This is a genomic window from Flavobacterium sp. (assembly GCF_039595935.1).
Lineage (GTDB): Bacteria > Bacteroidota > Bacteroidia > Flavobacteriales > Flavobacteriaceae > Flavobacterium.
In genome coordinates, this window is record NZ_JBCNKR010000006.1 from 1,147,520 (window position 1) to 1,166,306 (window position 18,787).

At 34.3% G+C, this 18,787-nt stretch carries 11 protein-coding genes and 1 pseudogene; 7 read left to right on the plus strand and 5 right to left on the minus strand.

Annotated elements, in window-relative coordinates; translation table 11 throughout:
• The first annotated feature begins 30 nt into the window (after positions 1–30).
• Both ABDW27_RS14830 and pbpC read left to right on the plus strand, forming a co-directional pair.
• Positions 31–5,718: an MG2 domain-containing protein gene (locus ABDW27_RS14830; RefSeq protein WP_343696609.1), complete on the plus strand. Its 5,688-nt coding sequence runs from the start codon at positions 31–33 to the stop codon at positions 5,716–5,718.
• Positions 5,719–5,820: 102 nt separating this feature from the next.
• Positions 5,821–8,196 (plus strand): penicillin-binding protein 1C, encoded by a 2,376-nt coding sequence (pbpC, locus tag ABDW27_RS14835; protein WP_343696610.1) that lies wholly within the window; start codon positions 5,821–5,823, stop codon positions 8,194–8,196.
• A gap of 235 nt (positions 8,197–8,431) precedes the next feature.
• On the opposite strand, the gene ABDW27_RS14840 is transcribed toward pbpC, so the two are convergent.
• A complete protein-coding gene (locus ABDW27_RS14840) occupies positions 8,432–9,976 on the minus strand; it encodes a ribonuclease E/G (protein ID WP_343696611.1) in 1,545 nt (514 codons plus the stop codon).
• A gap of 389 nt (positions 9,977–10,365) precedes the next feature.
• The gene (locus tag ABDW27_RS14845; protein ID WP_193846671.1) at positions 10,366–10,656 is read right to left on the minus strand and encodes an HU family DNA-binding protein; all 291 of its coding nucleotides are present in this window, start codon (positions 10,654–10,656) and stop codon (positions 10,366–10,368) included.
• 140 nt (positions 10,657–10,796) lie between these two features.
• Here ABDW27_RS14845 and mutY point away from each other — a divergent pair.
• From mutY to gldD, 4 genes and pseudogenes are all read left to right on the plus strand, one after another.
• A pseudogene (mutY, locus tag ABDW27_RS14850) lies at positions 10,797–11,844 on the plus strand (A/G-specific adenine glycosylase).
• Positions 11,845–11,880: 36 nt separating this feature from the next.
• Positions 11,881–12,321, plus strand: coding sequence for a single-stranded DNA-binding protein (ssb, locus tag ABDW27_RS14855; protein WP_343696612.1), 441 nt, complete (start codon positions 11,881–11,883; stop codon positions 12,319–12,321).
• A gap of 23 nt (positions 12,322–12,344) precedes the next feature.
• Positions 12,345–13,640 (plus strand): gliding motility-associated protein GldE, encoded by a 1,296-nt coding sequence (locus ABDW27_RS14860; protein WP_343696613.1) that lies wholly within the window; start codon positions 12,345–12,347, stop codon positions 13,638–13,640.
• Complete coding sequence (gldD, locus tag ABDW27_RS14865; RefSeq protein ID WP_343696614.1) at positions 13,640–14,200, plus strand: gliding motility lipoprotein GldD; 561 nt, start codon at positions 13,640–13,642, stop codon at positions 14,198–14,200. Before ABDW27_RS14860 ends, gldD begins: the two co-directional genes overlap by 1 nt.
• Positions 14,201–14,217: 17 nt before the next feature.
• On the opposite strand, the gene ABDW27_RS14870 is transcribed toward gldD, so the two are convergent.
• Complete coding sequence (locus ABDW27_RS14870; RefSeq protein WP_343696615.1) at positions 14,218–14,976, minus strand: hypothetical protein; 759 nt, start codon at positions 14,974–14,976, stop codon at positions 14,218–14,220.
• A gap of 168 nt (positions 14,977–15,144) precedes the next feature.
• A complete protein-coding gene (locus ABDW27_RS14875; protein ID WP_343696616.1) occupies positions 15,145–15,522 on the minus strand; it encodes a heavy metal-associated domain-containing protein in 378 nt (125 codons plus the stop codon).
• A gap of 108 nt (positions 15,523–15,630) precedes the next feature.
• Between ABDW27_RS14875 and ABDW27_RS14880 the strand changes: the two genes are divergently transcribed.
• Positions 15,631–16,497 (plus strand): EamA family transporter, encoded by an 867-nt coding sequence (locus ABDW27_RS14880; RefSeq protein WP_343696617.1) that lies wholly within the window; start codon positions 15,631–15,633, stop codon positions 16,495–16,497.
• 227 nt (positions 16,498–16,724) lie between these two features.
• On the opposite strand, the gene ABDW27_RS14885 is transcribed toward ABDW27_RS14880, so the two are convergent.
• On the minus strand, positions 16,725–18,776 hold the full coding sequence (locus ABDW27_RS14885) for a pitrilysin family protein (RefSeq protein WP_343696618.1): 2,052 nt from the start codon (positions 18,774–18,776) through the stop codon (positions 16,725–16,727).
• Positions 18,777–18,787 lie beyond the last annotated feature (11 nt).

The window sequence follows — 18,787 nt, forward strand, 5'->3', positions numbered from 1 at the left end:
AGTTTTTTAACCAATTAACTCTAAATAAAAGTGAAAGCAAAAGGTTTAGTTCTCGTATTTTTTGTGTTCTTTATTTTTCAATCCTGCGGCAGAAAATCAGCTGCAGATTTCAATTCGGATTTTTCATTATTCAAAGATTACATAACCAGTTTTACAGGCGGAATTGTCTCGGCAGATTCTGATATTCGTGTAGTTTTGGCTTTTGATAAAAACGACTGGAAACCCAATCAGGAATTAGACGACGATTTGTTTGATATTTCACCAAGTGTGAGCGGAAAAGTTGTAGCACTTTCGACTAATACTTTAGCTTTTATTCCGGAGAAAAAACTCAAAATGGGAACAGAATATCAGGTTACTTTAAACTTAGATAAACTAACTGCCATTCCAAAAGACAAAGAAAAAGAGCTTTCTAAATTCAATTTTACAGTAAAAACGGTAAAACAGGATTTTACTATCAATACATTCGATATTCAGTCGTACAGCAAAGAATATCAATATTTAAACTGCGTATTAAAAACAGCAGATAATATTGATTTGGAAACGGCTCAAAAACTTGTCGAAGCAAAACATAACGGAAATAATCTTAAAATTAAGTTTGAAAAAACAAACGGTCCTGCAAAAGAGTTCCGTTTTATAATTGACAGCATTCAGCGTCAGTCAGAAGCCTCAAACTTAGAAATCATTTACGATGGAAGTGATTTTGATATTGATCAGAAAGGACAAATCGATTTCCCGATTACGAGCATCAACGAATTTAAAGTAATAAAGGTTGAGGTTCCGGATGGAAACAATCAACAGGTTTTAATTAACTTTTCTGAACCTTTGGAAAAAGGACAGGATTTTGCCGGATTGGTTTCGATTCAGAACACTAATAACCTGAAATTTTCTACGCAAGGAAATTTACTGAAAGTATATTTTACAAACCAAAATGCTCCTAAAGAAGAAAAACCAGTTACAGTTGTAGTTCAAGAAGAACCCGAAGCAGTTGCCGTAGATTCGGCAGCGGTAGTGGTTGATTCAGCCGCTGTTGCCGTAGATTCAGCTGCCGCTGTTGCAGAAGAAGCCGTTGAGTATGTGCCGGATGAAGAACCGCAGCAGGTAGTTACCGGAGAATTGTTACTTGAAGTTTTTGAAGGAATCGAAAGCCAGTATGGTAAAAAATTAGAATCTAATTATTCTGAGAAAATTTCTTTTGACCAGATAAAACCAAATATCCGCTTTGTAAAAAATGGAACGATTCTGCCAAGTTCAAATAATTTAAAATTAAATTTCGAAGCCGTAAACTTAAGTGCCGTTGATGTAAAAGTGTATAAAATTTACAAGAATAATATTCTGCAGTTTTTACAATATAACGAATTAAACGGCGGACAAAACCTTAAAAAAGTTGCACAGCCTGTTGCTAAAACTACGCTTAATTTAAGGGAAAGTACGCTCGTAAATCTTTCGAAATGGAATACCTATGCTTTAGATTTATCTAAAATTATTAAGCCGGAACCGGGAGCGATTTACAGAGTTGAATTTGTATACAAAAAGAAATATTCTCTTTATAAATGCGAAACATCAGATTCAGGTGATGATGAAACTGAGGAAGAAGAAGTAGATGAAAATGATGTGAATTACAGCGGTAACTCTTATGATGAGTATTCCTATTATGACGATTATGACTGGAGAGAAAGCGAAGATCCGTGTTCTGGATCGTATTTTTATAATGCGAAAATTGCGACTAATATTTTAGCTTCAGATTTAGGAGTTATTGCCAAAAGAGGCGAGAATAAATCGTATTTATTTGCCGTAAACAATATCGTAACTACAGAACCTGTATCAAATGCAAGGGTAGATTTATACAACTTCCAACAACAGAAAATTGCTACTGAGGCAACCAGCAGCGAAGGAATTGCATCATTTCAGCTGGATAAATTCGCTTATTTTGCAATTGTAACTTTAGGAGATCAGTCAACTTATGTGAAACTTGATGACGGACAATCTTTGTCTGTCAGCAATTTTGATGTTGCCGGAGAGACTTTACAAAAAGGTTTAAAAGGCTTTATTTACGGAGAAAGAGGCGTTTGGCGCCCGGGAGATAATTTGTATTTGTCTTTCATTTTAAATGATGCAGCGAATAAACTTCCGAAATCACATCCAATTAAATTTAGATTAAATGATCCGAATGGTAAAACAGTTTATCAAACGGTTCAAAAAACAAACGATTTAAACCATTATGCTTTTATAGTACCAACAAACCAAGATGCGCCAACAGGAAACTGGGAAGCTATGGTGAGCGTTGGCGGGGCCAAATTCTATAAAAGTATTAAAATAGAAACGATCAAACCAAATCGTTTAAAAATCAAAAATACATTCAGCAGAAAAACACTTTCGGCATCTTATCCAAATACAGATAATCTGGAAGTAACCTGGCTTCACGGAGCGATTGCTAAGAATTTAAATGTAGAAATACAGGCTAAATTCTCTCAGCAAGGCACCACTTTTAAAGGTTATGAAAAATATACTTTTGATGATTTAACACGTCAGTTTAGTACAGAAGAAATTAATGTTTTTTCAGGTAAATTAAACGAAAGCGGAAAAGCAGCTGTAAATATTCAGCCAAGATTGCAAGGACAGGCTCCGGGAATGCTTCGCGCAGCTTTCATTACAAAAGTGTATGAAGAAGGAGGAGATTTTAGTACCGATGTTATGTCGACAACTTATTCTCCGTACAAAACGTATGTGGGATTAAAATCGCCGGAACTGAACAAATACAATATGCTTGAAACGAGAACAAACAATCGTTTTGAAGTGGTAACGGTAGATGAAAACGGAAGACCAAAATCTGTTAGAAATCTGGAAGTCAGAATTTATAAAGTTGACTGGAGATGGTGGTGGGATTCTTCAAATGATAACTTGTCGAATTATAACTCTTCAAATTCAACAACATCGTATAAATCTGTTGTAATTAATACTGATTCAAGCGGAAAAGGAAGTTTTCAATTTGCTTTAACCGATGAAGAATGGGGACGCTATTTAATTCGTGTTGAAGATGGAGAAAGTGGGCACGCGACTTCTTTAACTGTAAATATCGACTGGCCGATTTGGTCTGGAAAAACAAGAAACAGAGATGCTTCAACCGCAAATATGTTAGTTTTTTCTACTGATAAGAAAAACTATGCAGTAGGCGAAAAAGCTCAGATTTCTTTTCCTTCAAGTGAAGGCGGACGTGCGTTAATTTCAATCGAAAACGGATCAAGAGTAGTGCAGACTATTTGGACTGAGACTAAAAAAGGAGAAACAAAAGTTGAAGTTCCAATTACAGGAGCAATGGCGCCAAACGTGTATTTTAATATTACATTATTACAGCCTCACGCTTCAACCAAAAATGATTCGCCGATTCGTATGTACGGAATTGTTCCTATCGAAGTGGTGGACAAAAACACGATTTTGGCACCAACGTTAAATATGTCGGATGTATTAAGACCTGAACAGCCTTTTACGGTAAAAGTAGGAGAGAAATCAGGAAAAGAAATGACGTATACAATCGCAGTTGTCGATGAAGGTCTTCTGGATTTAACTCGTTTTAAAACGCCAAATGCATGGGATAGTTTCTACGTTCGTGAAGCTTTGGGAGTAAAAACATGGGACGTTTACGATGATGTAATTGGAGCTTACGGTGGAAAAATAAATCAGATTTTCAGTATTGGAGGAGATCAGGATTTAGGCGGTGGAAAAGCTAAAAAAGCAAACCGTTTCAAACCAGTTGTATTGTATTATGGACCATTTAAATTAGAAAAAGGAGAAACAAAGTCACATCAATTAAAACTGCCTAAATATATTGGTTCTGTCAGAACTATGGTAGTAGCCGGTGATGCCGCAACAAGTGCTTACGGAAGCGTTGAAAAAGCAACACAGGTTAAGAGTCCGTTGATGGTTTTAGCTTCATTACCAAGAAAAATTTCGCCATCAGAAAAAGTGACACTTCCGGTTACGGTTTTTGCCACTGAGAGTAAAGTCAAAAATGTAACGATTCAGGTGAAAACAAGTAACGGATTAAAAGTAGCAGGAAGCGCTGTTCAGAAACTGAATTTTGCACAGCCGGATGAGAAAATGGCCTATTTTAATTTGGTAGTAGGTTCTGCAACCGGAATTGCAAAAGTTCAGGTTGTAGCAACATCTGGAAGTGAAAAATCAACTTACGATGTTGAAATTGACATGACCAATCCGAACCCGGTGACGAGTACCTTTACCGATGTTGTTTTAGGACCAAATAGTTCAAAAACACTTTCGTGGAAAACCTTTGGAGTGGCAGGAAGTAATAAAGCGAGATTAGAAGTTTCATCAATGCCTTCGATGAATTTGAATGGAAGACTGCAGTTTTTAATTCAGTATCCGCACGGTTGTGTAGAGCAGACAACATCTTCTGTATTTCCGCAATTGTTCTTAAGTGACGTTGCTGATATTGATGCGAAACGCAAAGATTTAATTCAAAAAAATATTGCAGCCGGAATCGCCAGATTAGGAAATTTCCAACTATCAAATGGCGGATTGCCTTACTGGCAGGGAAATGCAGTTCCAGACGATTGGGGAACTTCATACGCCGGACATTTCTTAATTGAAGCAGAGAAAAAAGGATATATACTGCCAATTAATTTTAAATCAAAATGGCTGTCATATCAGCAAAAAGAAGCTAAACAATGGCGTTTTGAACCAAAATACGGAAATGATCTGGCACAGGCTTACAGATTATACACGCTGGCTTTAGCAGGTAATGCCGATTTATCATCAATGAACAGATTGCGTGAAACTAAAGGTATTTCGAATGAAAGTATGCTTCGTCTAGCAGCGGCTTATGTTTTAGCAGGGCAGAAATCGGCTGGACAGAACTTGCTCTTACGCACTAGCATTGATGGTTCTGATAATTATAATTATTACTATTATGGTTCAAGCGAAAGAAACAGAGCGATGGCACTTGAAACGATGCTGCTTTTAGGTCAAAAACAAAAAGCGTTTACTATGGCTTCAAAATTAGCCAAAGAAATGTCGGCCAATCAATGGATGAGTACACAGACAACGGCTTATTGTTTATATTCAATGTCGAAATTTGCGATAGGCAATGGATCTAAAGGAATCAATATACAGTTTGCTAAAAACGGAAAGGGAGAGACGATAAACACAGGTAAATCAGTGGCAGATCGTAGTTTGTCTGTTGCTTCTGGTACAAACAGTATTACGCTTAAAAACAATAAAAATAATACGGTTTATGTTCGTGTATTAAATACAGGAATTTTACCAGTAGGACAAGAAAATGCAACTCAGAATGATGTTTCGGCAAGTATTGTCTTTAAAAACAGAAAAGGAAGTGTAATTAATGTTTCTAGAATAAATCAGGGAACTGAATTTGTTGCTGAGGTTACGATTAAAAACGAGCGAAATGAAAGAGTTCGGAATGTTGCTTTATCACAGATCCTGCCTTCTGGATTCGAAATCGTAAATACCCGTTTTACAGATTATGGAGACGCTGTAAATAATATTGCGGATTATATCGATATTCGTGATGACAGAACGAATTTCTATTTCAGTCTGGCAAGCAGAGAAACGAAAGTTTTCAGAATATTGTTAAACGCATCATATTTAGGGAATTATTATTTGCCAGGCTTGCAATGCGAAGCGATGTACGATAATACATTCTTAGCCAGAACAAAAGGATTTTGGGTTGAGGTGGTAAAATAAAGTTTCACGCAGATTTAGCAGATTTAAGCAGATCAAAAAGAAAATCTGCCAAATCTGCTAAATCTGCGTGCAAAAAAACTTTGCGGTTAAATAAAATCAGTCTTGAAAAATAAACTTATAGCGTTTTTCCAACGCATTCTAAATTGGATAAAAAGAAACAAAATAAAATCAGCAATTGCATTTGTGCTTTTGCTGATTTACTATTTTTCGATACCCCGAACTTTGTTTAAAGAACCTTATTCTACCGTTATAGAAAGCAAAGAAGGCGAACTGCTCGGAGCTAAAATTGCCCGCGACGGACAATGGCGTTTTCCTGCGCAGGACAGCGTGCCGGACAAATTCAAGAAATGTATCGTTTATTTTGAAGATGAATATTTCTACAAACATCCGGGATTCAATCCGGGAGCGATGATTAATGCTTTTAAACAAAACAGAAAAGCAGGAAAAGTAGTTCGAGGCGGAAGTACATTGACACAGCAAGTAATACGATTATCCAGAAAAGGAAAAAACAGAACCTATCTCGAAAAAATTCTCGAAATAATTTTCGCTACAAGATTAGAACTAGGATATTCTAAAAACGAAATTCTCGAAATGTATGCCGCCCATGCGCCGTTTGGAGGAAACGTTGTGGGATTGGAAATGGCTTCATGGCGTTATTTTGGCGTTCAGTCCAATCAATTATCTTGGGCTGAAAATGCTGTTTTAGCTGTTTTGCCGAATGCTCCAAGTTTAATTTATCCAGGAAAAAATCAGATAAAATTACTCAACAAACGAAACCGACTTTTATTAAAACTTCATCAAGAAGGCGTTATCGACAAACAGACATATGAATTGTCTATAGAAGAACCTTTGCCTCAAAAACCTTATGATTTGCCGCAGATTGCATCGCATTTATTGCAGAGAGTAGCAAAAAATGAAGAAGGAACAAGAGTAAAAACCACAATTGATTACGCTCTGCAAAATCGTGTCAATCAAATTGCGAGATATTATTACAATCAATACAAACAAAACGAAGTTCATAATCTGGCGATTTTGGTAATTGATGTTCAAAACAGAAATGTAATGAGTTATGTAGGGAATTCTCCGGCTGACAGAGATCATCAAAAAGATGTCGATATTATAGATGCGCCAAGAAGTACAGGAAGTATCCTGAAACCGCTATTATATGGCGCTATGCTAGATGATGGCGAATTATTGCCAAATACTTTAGTAGCAGATATTCCAACACAGATTTCAGGTTATACACCTCAAAACTTTAATCTGACTTTTGACGGTGCAGTTCCGGCGCATCGTGCATTGTCGCGTTCATTGAATATTCCTGCTGTGTTGATGTTACAGGAATTTAGTGTAAATAAGTTTTATGAAGAACTTCAAAAATTTAAATTAAAAAACATTAATAAAACTCCAGATCATTATGGTTTGTCTCTTATTTTGGGAGGTGCCGAAAGTAACTTATGGGATTTATGCAGAACATACGCCAATTTATCTTCAACCTTAAATTATTTTATTAAGCATCAGGCAAAATACAGAACAAATGAATTTGCCGAGTTAAATTATAAAAACGATTTTAAGCCCGATTTTGGATCCGAAACCGATCAAAAGAATATTTTGGGCGCTGGATCAATTTGGTTGACTTACAACGCAATGGAAGAGGTTAACAGGCCAGAAGGAGATGAAGCATGGAAATTTTATGACAGCTCATTGAAAATTGCTTGGAAAACAGGAACCAGTTTCGGAAACCGGGATGCATGGGCAATTGGAACCAATTCAAGATATGTAGTCGGAATTTGGGTTGGAAATGCAACAGGAGAAGGGCGTCCGACTTTGACAGGAGTTACCAGTGCAGCGCCGATTTTATTCGATGTTTTTAATTTACTGCCAAGACAAAAATGGTTTGATACGCCTTATAAAGATTTAGAAGAAGTTGAAGTTTGTCGTTTAAGTGGTTATCTGGCAAAAGACAATTGTCCGAAAATTAAACAATGGGTTACCAAAAAAGGGAAATCGACAAAAGTCTGTCCGTATCACAGAACCATTCATTTAGACAAAACAGAGCAATTCCAAGTAAACAGCAGTTGTGAGAATATCGATAATATTGTTACTAAAAACTGGTTTGTACTGCCTCCGGTTATGGCGTGGTATTACAAAAGCCAGCATATAGAATATCTGCCGCTGCCTCCATTTAAAGAAGGCTGTGAAGGAACGCAGACCACAACAATGGATTTTATTTATCCAAAAGCCAATAGTAAGATCTATTTAACAAAAGATTTTAATAGTAATGTACAACCCGTAATTTTAAAAGTGGCTTATTCTGAAAGAGATAAAGAATTGTTTTGGTATGTTGATGACGTATATAAAGCCACAACAAAAACCTTTCATGAATTACCGATTACGCCAACAACGGGAATACATTACATAACGATTGTAGATGCATTTGGAAATGAAATTCGAAGAAAAATTGAAATTGTGAGGGAATAGTAACGTATTGAATTGTCACCCTGAGGGAAGTCGAAGCCCACGGACCAATTTGAGCGCCCTTCGACTTCCCTCAGGGTGACAATAGTATTCAAAATAAATTTTTCAATATAGTTTTGAATATAAATTTCCGCCACGAATTCACGAATTATTATAAAAATTAATTCGTGAATTCGTGGCGGAAAAAAAATCCACAAAAAAACCGTCTCGTTTTTTTAACGAGACGGTTTTATGTTTTTTATTCTGAAATAACATTTCCTTTGTTGTCGTAGAAATGGTATTCTAAGTACGTGTAAGCGTCACGAGGTATGATTTTCACCCATTTTTTATGTTCAAAAAACCATTTTGAACGTAATGATGGAAAACCTTTGCTGAGGTATGCAGCCACAAACGGATGTGTGTTTAACACAACTTTTTTGTGGGTTTTTAAAAGTCTTTCTAAATCAGCGGTAATCCTGTCAATGATTAAAATTGGAGCTTCAATTTCGCCATTGTGTTTGTTAGGATCTTCCTCTCTGGTTTTTATATTAACTTCTGGTCTTACTCGCTGTCTGGTAATCTGAACAAGTCCAAATTTACTTGGCGGTAATATTTTATGTTTTGCTTTATCGTCGCTCATTTCTTCTCGCAAGAAGTCGAACAAAACTTTCCTGTTTTCTGGATTAGACATATCGATAAAATCAACTACGATTATTCCGCCCATATCACGCAGACGCAGTTGTCTGGCAATTTCTGCTGCGGCAATCATATTCACTTCCATGGCTGTGTCTTCCTGGTTGGTTGCTTTATTTGAACGGTTTCCGCTGTTTACGTCAATAACGTGCAGAGCTTCAGTGTGTTCTATAATAAGATAAGCACCTTTACTCATGGAAACAGTTCTGCCAAAAGAAGTTTTGATTTGTCTCTCTATATTGTATTTCTCAAAAATCGGAGTATCATTTGATTGATAAAACTTGACAATTGATTGTTTTGAAGGTGCAATTTCCTGCAGATATTCCTTCGTTTGGTGGAACAACTCTTCATCATCTATTTGAATACCGCTGAAGGTATCATTAAATACATCTCTTAATATCGAAGAAGCTCTGTTAAGCTCTCCTAATACTTTTGATGGATGATGAGCAGTTGGTAATTTTTTACACATTGCAGACCATCTGCCAAGCAGGTTCTGCAAATCTTTTTCTAATTCGGCTACGTTTTTGCCTTCGGCTACTGTACGAACAATAACACCAAATCCTTTAGGTTTGATCGATAGAACAAGTTTTTTTAGACGATCCTTTTCTTTTTTGTCTTCTATTTTTTGAGAAATAGAAACGCGATCAGAAAAAGGAACTAGAACAATAAATCTTCCGGCAAGAGAAAGCTCAGCACTTATTCTTGGGCCTTTGGTCGATATAGGTTCTTTAACTACCTGAACTAAGACAGATTGATTGGCACTTAAAATATCAGTAATGATGCCATCTTTGTCAATCTCTTTTTCAAACTGAAAGGTTTTTAGGGAGAAATCTTTTAATTTACCTGCGCTTACAAGTTTTATGAATTTCAGCTGAGAAGCTAGATTTGGACCCAAATCGTGATAATGTAAAAAGGCATCTTTTTCGAAACCTACATTCACAAAAGCAGCGTTAAGTCCGGCAACTGGTTTTCTGATTTTGGCGATAAAAATATCACCAACCTGAAAGTTGCTTTTTTCTTCTTCTTTGTGTAATTCAATTAGTTTTCCATCTTTTAATAAGGCAAAATCTACGGCTTCAGAACTAGATCTAATGATTAACTCTTTATTCACACTGTAAATTTTTATCTGTTTTTTCAGAAAATAGAGTATAGAGTATAGAATATAGACTTAATAAAAATCTAAAATCTGAAATCTAAAATCTAAAATCTTATCTACAGATGGATTAAACAATATTTTTAACAGGTATTAACCCGGTGAAAGAAGATTAGTAGAGAATAGAGTAAAGAGAATAGATTTTTCGTCGTCTATCTCTATTTTCTTTTCTCTTTTATCTTTTTTCAATTTCAATGAACGTTTAAAAAGAAAAAAGTAGTTTAAAACTACTTTTTCTTTTTGTGGCGGTTAGCTCTCGCTCTTTTCTTTCTTTTGTGAGTAGCTACCTTATGTCTCTTTCTTTTTTTACCACTTGGCATATCGTGTCAGATTTATGTTAATTAATATTATTTTGCTTCGTTGTTAGTTTTAACTCCTTCTACAAATACTTTTGCAGGTTTAAACGCAGGGATGTTGTGTGCTGGAATTTTAATTGTAGTGTTTTTAGAAATGTTTCTACCAGTTTTTTCAGCTCTGGTTTTAACGATAAAACTACCAAAACCTCTTAGGTAAACATTGTCTCCTGTTTCTAAAGAAATTTTAACTTCTTCCATAAAAGATTCTACAGTTGCTTGAACATCTCCTTTTTCAAGACCTAATTTCTCTGAAATTTTTGCTACGATATCTGCTTTCGTCATTTTCTTTCCTATTTAATTTTATAAATGGTGTACTATTTTTTTGAGTTTGCAAATATAGGAATTAAAAAAAGAATTAATCAAGCTAATTCGTTAAATTTTAATTACATAAACATTTACTTTTGCATTTTAAGTATTTCGAGATGAATTTTCATAACACGCTGATAAAATGGTATTTACAAAATAAAAGGGATCTTCCATGGCGAAAAACGACCAATCCGTACCATATTTGGCTCTCAGAAATTATGCTTGCAGCAAACCAGAGTTGTGCAGGGAATGCCTTACTTTTTTGCTTTTACTCAAGAATTTCCAACTGTTTTTGATCTCGCAAATGCATCTGAAGAACAGGTTTTAAAACTTTGGCAGGGACTAGGGTATTATTCCCGTGCCCGAAATCTGCATCAAACGGCTCAACACATTGCTAATGATCTAAATGGGAACTTTCCTTCTACTTATAAAGACCTTCTTAATTTAAAAGGAGTAGGAGAATATACGGCCGCCGCAATCGCTTCTTTCTCTTATAATGAAGCCGTTCCTGTGGTAGACGGAAATGTATTTAGGGTTCTTTCGCGCTATTTTGATATTGAATCGGATATTGCGCTTCCGGCCACAAAAAAAGAATTTACCCAATTGGCTTCTGAATTAATGTCAAAAGATGATCCGGCTGTTTTTAATCAGGCGATTATGGAATTTGGAGCGTTGCAGTGTGTGCCTAAAAATCCTAATTGTTCAATTTGTGTTTTTAACAGCAGTTGTCTGGCATTACAGAAAAAGAAAGTGAATTCATTGCCTGTAAAGTCTAAGAAAATAAAGGTTACCAATCGATTTTTTAATTATTTTATTCTCGAAGATGTTTTAGGAAATACCAGTATCCAAAAAAGAACAGCAAAAGGAATCTGGCACAATCTCTACGAATTTCCGCTTTTGGAGACTAATGAAATTGTTGATTTTGATTATGTCGCAAAAGAATTAAAAAATGGTCTGTTTTCTTCTTATACTATAATAGGTGTAGAAGAATGCAGTGAAGAAACTATAATTCATAAGCTTTCGCATCAGCATCTTCATATTCAATTTTGGAAAATAAAAATAAAAGAAGTGATTGAAAATGGAATTGATCTTAAAACTTTGAAAACCTTTCCTTTTCCTATCGTAATTTATAATTTTATAGAAAAGCAGGAAATAAATTGCTAAAAAAATGTATCTTTGGTAGAAATACCACTATTAATTATGAATGGAACATTAAATAAAGTCATGCTTATCGGGCATTTAGGCGATGATGTAAAAATGCATTATTTTGATGGAGGGAACTGTATTGGGCGCTTTCAGCTGGCTACAAATGAAGTGTATATTAACAAGTCGACCAATGAAAAAATAACTTCTACAGAGTGGCATAATTTAGTTGTACGCAACAAAGCAGCCGAAATTTGCGAAAAATACCTTTCTAAAGGGGATAAAATATATGTTGAAGGACGTATCAAATCTAGGCAGTGGCAGGCTGAGGACGGAACTACAAAATATACAACAGAGATTCAGGTTACAGAATTTACTTTTCTGACTACCAAAAAAGATACTGTAAATCACAAACCGAACCACGATCAGGAACCTGCAAAAAATGTTAACTTTGATGCACCAAACGAAGGCTTGCCAATAAACGACCTGCCTTTTTGATTGTTTAACTAATCTTATGTAATTTGGACCCGGAGCCCAGTTTATTTCTTACCACAACTTTAGACATCAATTTAATAATTGGTTTTGTCGGAATATTTATTTTGCTGTTTTTGTCGGCAATTGTTTCAGGTGCAGAAGTCGCACTATTTTCTTTATCTCAAAAAGACATCGACGATACGATTCAGGAAAATCTCTCTAAAGGGAAAATTATTTCTGATCTTTTAGATAAACCCAAAAAACTTTTAGCAACTTTATTAGTCGCCAATAATTTTTTAAATATTGGCGTCGTTATTCTGTTCTCGTTTATTGGCCGAAATATTTTTGCCGGCGTAGAATCTCCGGTTTTAAAATTTATTTTAGAAGTAATTCTGGTTACCACTCTCATTTTATTATTCGGAGAAGTGCTGCCAAAAGTCTATGCGAGCCGAAATAATATAAAGTTTGCCAAACGTTTTGCGTACTCCATTTCTATTTTAGACAAATTACTGTCGCCAATAAGTTTGCCTATGCGAAGCGTTACTCTATATTTGCACAATAAATTAGGAAAACAAAAGAATAATTTTTCTATCAATCAGCTTTCTCAGGCGCTGGAACTAACAGATTCTGAAGGAACATCAACAGAAGAACAGAAAATTTTAGAAGGAATTGTTTCTTTTGGGAATACTGATACAAAGCAGGTTATGAGTCCAAGGATTGATATATTTGCATTAGAAATAACAGAACCTTTTGCTGTAATTTATCCTAAAATAATCGAAAAAGGATTTTCGAGAATTCCGGTTTACAGAGATAATATTGATCAGATAGAAGGCGTTTTGTTTGTAAAAGATCTGTTGCCGCATATTGATAAAGACAATTTTGACTGGGCGTCGATAATAAGAGAAGCGTTTTTTGTTCCTGAGAATAAAAAACTGGATAATTTATTAAAAGATTTTCAGAGTTTAAAAAGCCATTTGGCCATTGTTGTAGATGAATATGGAGGAACTTCAGGTTTGGTTTCTTTAGAAGATGTAATTGAAGAAATTGTAGGTGATATAAGTGATGAATTTGATGATGAGAATTTGAATTTCTCCCAAATAGATGAAAAGAATTTTCTTTTTGAAGGGAAAATAAACCTAAAAGATTTTTACAGAATTGTTGATGTTGATGAAGATGTTTTTGAATCTCACAAAGGTGAAGCTGAAACCCTGGCTGGATTTATTTTAGAAATTTTAGGGAATTTCCCGAAAAAAGATCAAAAAGTAGCTTTTGAAAATTGTGTTTTTACAATAGAAACCGTTGATAAAAAGCGTGTAAAACAAATTAAAGTAACAATAGAATAATGTTTAAAAGAATGATTTCGGTTATGGCAATTTTGCTGACTTTAACAGTGGTAAGCTGTAAAGATGAAGTGCTGCCAAAACCAGCCGGCTTTCTCAGATTGGATTATCCGCAGGCAAAATATGCAAATTTTGAAAATACCTGTCCTTTTACTTTTGAAATGAATGAAGGAGCAATTATAAAAGGCGAAAAAAACTGCGGATTTGCAATAACGTATCCAAAAATGAAAGCCACTATTTATTTGACCTATAAACCTGTTAATGGCAATATTGAAAAACTTTTAAAAGACGCTCAAAAACTAACTTACGAACACGTAATAAAAGCCGATGATATTTTAGAACAACCGTATATAAACCCTGAAAAAAAGGTTTACGGAATGTTTTATAAGGTTGACGGAAATGCTGCGACAAACTCTCAGTTTTATGTTACCGATAGTACAAAACATTTTATAACCGGATCGGTTTATTTTTATGCAAAACCAAATTTCGATTCGATTATGCCTGCAGCAAGTTATATTAAAAATGATATGCAGCGTTTAATGGAAACTCTGAAATGGAAATAATACAAAAGAATTCAATTTTAATCTTTCATTATGATATTAAAACCAAAGCTTTTTAAAATTTCAATAAAAATTTCCAAATAGTCGTCTAATCGAACATTTAAAGTTTTTTTCAAAATATCATGATTTAATAATTCAATTGTGTTCGTGTTTGAATTTTTGTCAATATTTGAAACTACCAATGAATCTTGTAAACCATCTAGTGTACTAGCGATATAAGTTTTATTTCCTAAAAGTTGTTCGGCTAAATTATTATATAAATCAAAAATTCCGGAAATAGAATTGCCATCAATTACTATATGTTTATCATTTGGTATATACTGAGGAACTCCCGAATAACGTAATGCAGCTCTAGTATATAACAATTGGTTTTTTCGATATTTCAAAAAATCTTTATCGTTATCCCAAAAGAAATAAAGATCTATCACATCTTGATTATATTCTTTAGCTGTTAAATTAGATTCGTCGTAAAAATCAAAGTCTATAGTACATTCAATTTCTATATTATTTGTGATTCCAAAATTTCTATTGTGTAAAGGAGTAATTTTTAAAAACGAAATGTCCTGAACTTCTAGATCATGTCGTATCAATTTTGAAGAAATAATAAATGATTCACCTTTTGTTAAATTCCAGGGCATTATATTTTTTACATTATATAAATAAAGTAAATAGACTTCATTATTGTCATCATCATCAAAATAATAATCAATAAATACATAATCACATTTAGATTTTAATACTCCTTTATTAAAAATCTCTACATTTAAATTATTATTCATTTTTTAAAATTTACCAGCTAGATTTCATGCAGATGCAAACATCAAGTTAAGTTTAAGAATTGTCACATCATTTCTTAAATGTACTTGATTTTGTAAGTTTTCGACAAATATAAATTAAAAAAGGCATTCAAATATAAATGCCTTTTTATGATTATCAAAGTTTAAAATTTAAGATTTAAAATTCGAAACTTTATATGTTTTACCGTCTCCGGTTTCCTGAACGATTCTAGTTAAAGATTCTTGATTTTGAACTGTTTTGTCAAAAGTAATTGTTGCCGTTTTTTTGTCAAAATCTACAGCAGCTTTTTCAACTCCTTCTAAATCAGATAATTTTTTTTCAATAGTTTTGGCACATCCCATCGCGCAAGTCATACCTTCGATTTCAAAACTTGCCGTTTGTACATTTTCAGCAGCGATTGCTTTATGTTCTTTAGAAGCAGTTTCTAAAGGTTTGATATTAGCCAGATTTTTATCTTCTTCTTTTTTACAGCTTACAAATACTAAACCTGCAATTGCTAATGAAGCTATGATTTTTGTGAATTTCATTATCTATAAATTTAATTGAATAATTGTGTACTAGAATGTTTGCAAAATTAATAAAAAACGAGAGGTCAGTTCATAAAAATAGTACAAATTTGCAGTAAAATAATTTATATGGATGCAAAACAATTAAAATGGGCTTACTTGCTTGTATTGTCCTTAATTTGGGGAAGTTCTTTTATTTTAATCAAAAGAGGATTAGTTGGTTTAACCGCGATTCAGGTGGGTTCTTTCCGAATCATTTTTGCAGCCTTATTTTTATTGATAGTTGGGTTTAAAAGTTTAAAAAAGATTACGGCCCGTCAATGGCGATTTGTGGCTTTGACTTCTTTTTTTGGAACATTTACGCCGGCTTATCTTTTTGCTATCGCAGAAACTGAAGTTGACAGTTCAATTGTTGCCATTTTAAATTCGCTTACGCCTTTAAACACTTTGGTCTTAGGAATTATCTTTTTTGGAATCCAATTTCAAAAACGACAGGTTTTGGGTGTTTTTATTGGTTTAATCGGATGTTTGCTTCTGGTTTTAAGCGGAGCATCAGCACATCCGGGACAAAACTATTATTATGTGGGTTTAGTTGTAATAGCGACTCTTTGTTATGCTATAAATGTCAATTTGATTAAAAGATATCTTCCTGATTTGAATTCGGTAAGTATTACAACAGGAAACTTTACTGTTTTATTAATCCCGGCGTTGATTATTTTAAGCACAACAGATATTTCTCAAAAACTAACTTTTGAAGTTACGCAGCATTCTATTTTCTTTGTCATGATATTAGGTGTTTTAGGTACCGGAATTGCTAATGTTTTGTTCTTTAAACTTATCCAGATTTCGTCTCCAGTTTTTGCAACATCAGTAACGTATTTAATTCCGATTGTTGCTTTTTTCTGGGGATTATTAGATAATGAAATGCTTACTCCGATTCAGTTTTTTGGTGCTTTTGTTATTTTAATTGGAGTTTATTTATCGGCTAAGAAGTGATTTTGAATTATGAGTTATGAGTTAGTTTGTCACCCTGAGCGAAGTCGAAGGGTTTGCCAACTAGCGCGGGGCTTCGACTACGCTCAGCCTGACAAAATAGGATGTAATATAAAAAAGCTTTGTCAAAGTTTTAAACTTTGACAAAGCCTATGAAAAAAAATCTTAGAACCTTAGCAGCTTAGTCTCTCAGAGCCTTTGTCCCTTTGTTTCTTTGTAACTTTGAACCTTTATAAAAAATCTGCCTCAGAAACTCCTTCGTTTATCTTAATATCAGACATTTTAATATCCAATTCAAAACCAATATTCTGAACTAAGTTAAAAGGAACTTTTACGCCTTTTACTTCTCTGTAATCGTTAAAATTTGTGATTTGCGTAACTGATTTTCCGCCTTGTTCGCGAACTTTAGATTCTGCTACTTTCAATCCCGATTTTACATCATAGAAATAAGTGGTTTTACCATCTTTTATAGCATAGGCATCTTTTCCGTTAATAGGCTCGATACTGTCTACTTTTAAATCAGTTCTTTTTACTAATAATTGCAATTCTTCGAATGGAGCAGCGTTTGCTTTCATATCTTTAAGGTCTTCGCCTTCAAGATTTTTTCGCTGGCCTTGCTGCTCAATATAAGCACCTTTTTCGTTTACAACCTGTTTCATTAAATTCATACTTCCCATAGAAAGCGAAACCATCATTTTTCCTTTAGCATCTAATTTAGATGTAAAAGTAAGCGGAGTAGGAGCTTGCGGAATAGTTGTAGTTCCGTTCATATAAAGCGTTTTTACAGCTGAAACTGCTTTTTCGCCTCCAATAGCTTTGATGTAATTTTCAAAAACAGTTTTTGCTGTAATATTTGTTGGAGCATCTTTTTTAACAACAGGTTTTTCAACCGGGTTTCCGTATTTATCAAAATAATAAATCGGAATTTGAAGTTTTTCTAAACCGGTAATTACATCAGAACCTTTTCCAACAATTACAATTCGCATGTTGTCAAGTAAAAAATACTTGTTAGCAACGCGATAAATATCATCGGCCGTTACATTATTTATTGTTTGAATATATTTTTCATAGAAATCTGCCGGAAGTTTTTCAGTTTCAATATTTAAAGCATAACGTGCTACGGCCTGAGGTTTTTCGACCTGCATTACAAATCGGCCAATGTATCCGGCTTTTACATTTCTTAAAACTTCAGGATCAACTCTTTCGGTGCGAATTCTTTTAATTTCTTTTATAAACTGCACAACAGCGCTGTCTGTAACTGTATTTCTAACAGCCGATGAAGCTTTAAATTTGCCTACATATTTATTTGCTCCAATACTTGAATTTGCTCCATAAGTCCACGCATTTTTTTCGCGCAGATTCATGTTTAGGTAACTGTTGAAATCACCTCCTAAAATTTGATTTGCAACAACAGCCGGGAAAAAATCAGGATCGCTCATTCGTAAATTTACAGTGTTTACCAGTGCAATTTCAGACTGAACGGCATTTGGAACATCTACAAAATCAATTTGAAGTTTAGCAGCATTTTCCGGATTTGGATATGTGTTTTTTGGGGCGGCTTGTTTTTTCCATCCGCCAAAAAGTTTTTCAACCGAAGCTTTTGTTTCTTTGAATTTTACATCACCAATAACAACTAAATAAGCGTTTTCAGGAACAAAATAAGTGGCGTAATTTTTTTGAACATCTTCTAGTGTTACATTCTTTACTGTTTCTTCAGAAAGATATTCACCGTTAGGATGATTTCTTCCGAAAGCCAAAACATCAACTACACGATTTGCGATGGCAGGAACACTTTTTTCATCGGCTTTAAGCCCTTCAAGTAATTTTGCTTTTTCTTTATCGAATTCAGTTTGTGTGAAATTAGGTTGTAAAGCACCTTCTGCCAAAAGTTCTAAAACTCGCCCTGAATATTTGGATAGCGAACTGGCAAAAGCTCCTTGTGAAGTAAAGTTTATGTTGGCACCATAAAAATCAATCTCTTCATTAAAAGCTTCTTTTGTCGTTTTTTTAGTTCCGTTACCAATTAAACTGCTTGTTAATTCGTCAACGCCTTTTTTATTTCCTTCGGTAAAAGGAGCATTGTCTAAAGTAAGATTAAAACTTACTCGGGGTAATTTATGGTTTTCAACAACCAGAACTTTCATACCGTTTGCCAAAACAAAGGTTTGAGGTTTTTTAATATTAACTACAGGTGGATTTCCTGGTTTTGGTTGTGGACGATCTTGTGCTTGCATAATTCCAGTTAGGAATAAAATGATTAAAAAATTATGTAGATTTTTCATGATTCGGTATT

Bases quoted from the DNA above. Each gene is read 5' to 3' on its own strand.
- ABDW27_RS14845 (WP_193846671.1), bottom strand. From the start codon at position 10,656: ATGACGAAAGCAGATATCGTAGCAAAAATTTCAGAGAAATTAGGTCTT.
- ssb (WP_343696612.1), top strand. From the start codon at position 11,881: ATGAATGGAACATTAAATAAAGTCATGCTTATCGGGCATTTAGGCGAT.
- gldD (WP_343696614.1), top strand. From the start codon at position 13,640: ATGTTTAAAAGAATGATTTCGGTTATGGCAATTTTGCTGACTTTAACA.
- ABDW27_RS14870 (WP_343696615.1), bottom strand. From the start codon at position 14,976: ATGAATAATAATTTAAATGTAGAGATTTTTAATAAAGGAGTATTAAAA.
- ABDW27_RS14875 (WP_343696616.1), bottom strand. From the start codon at position 15,522: ATGAAATTCACAAAAATCATAGCTTCATTAGCAATTGCAGGTTTAGTA.
- ABDW27_RS14880 (WP_343696617.1), top strand. From the start codon at position 15,631: ATGGATGCAAAACAATTAAAATGGGCTTACTTGCTTGTATTGTCCTTA.
- ABDW27_RS14885 (WP_343696618.1), bottom strand. From the start codon at position 18,776: ATGAAAAATCTACATAATTTTTTAATCATTTTATTCCTAACTGGAATT.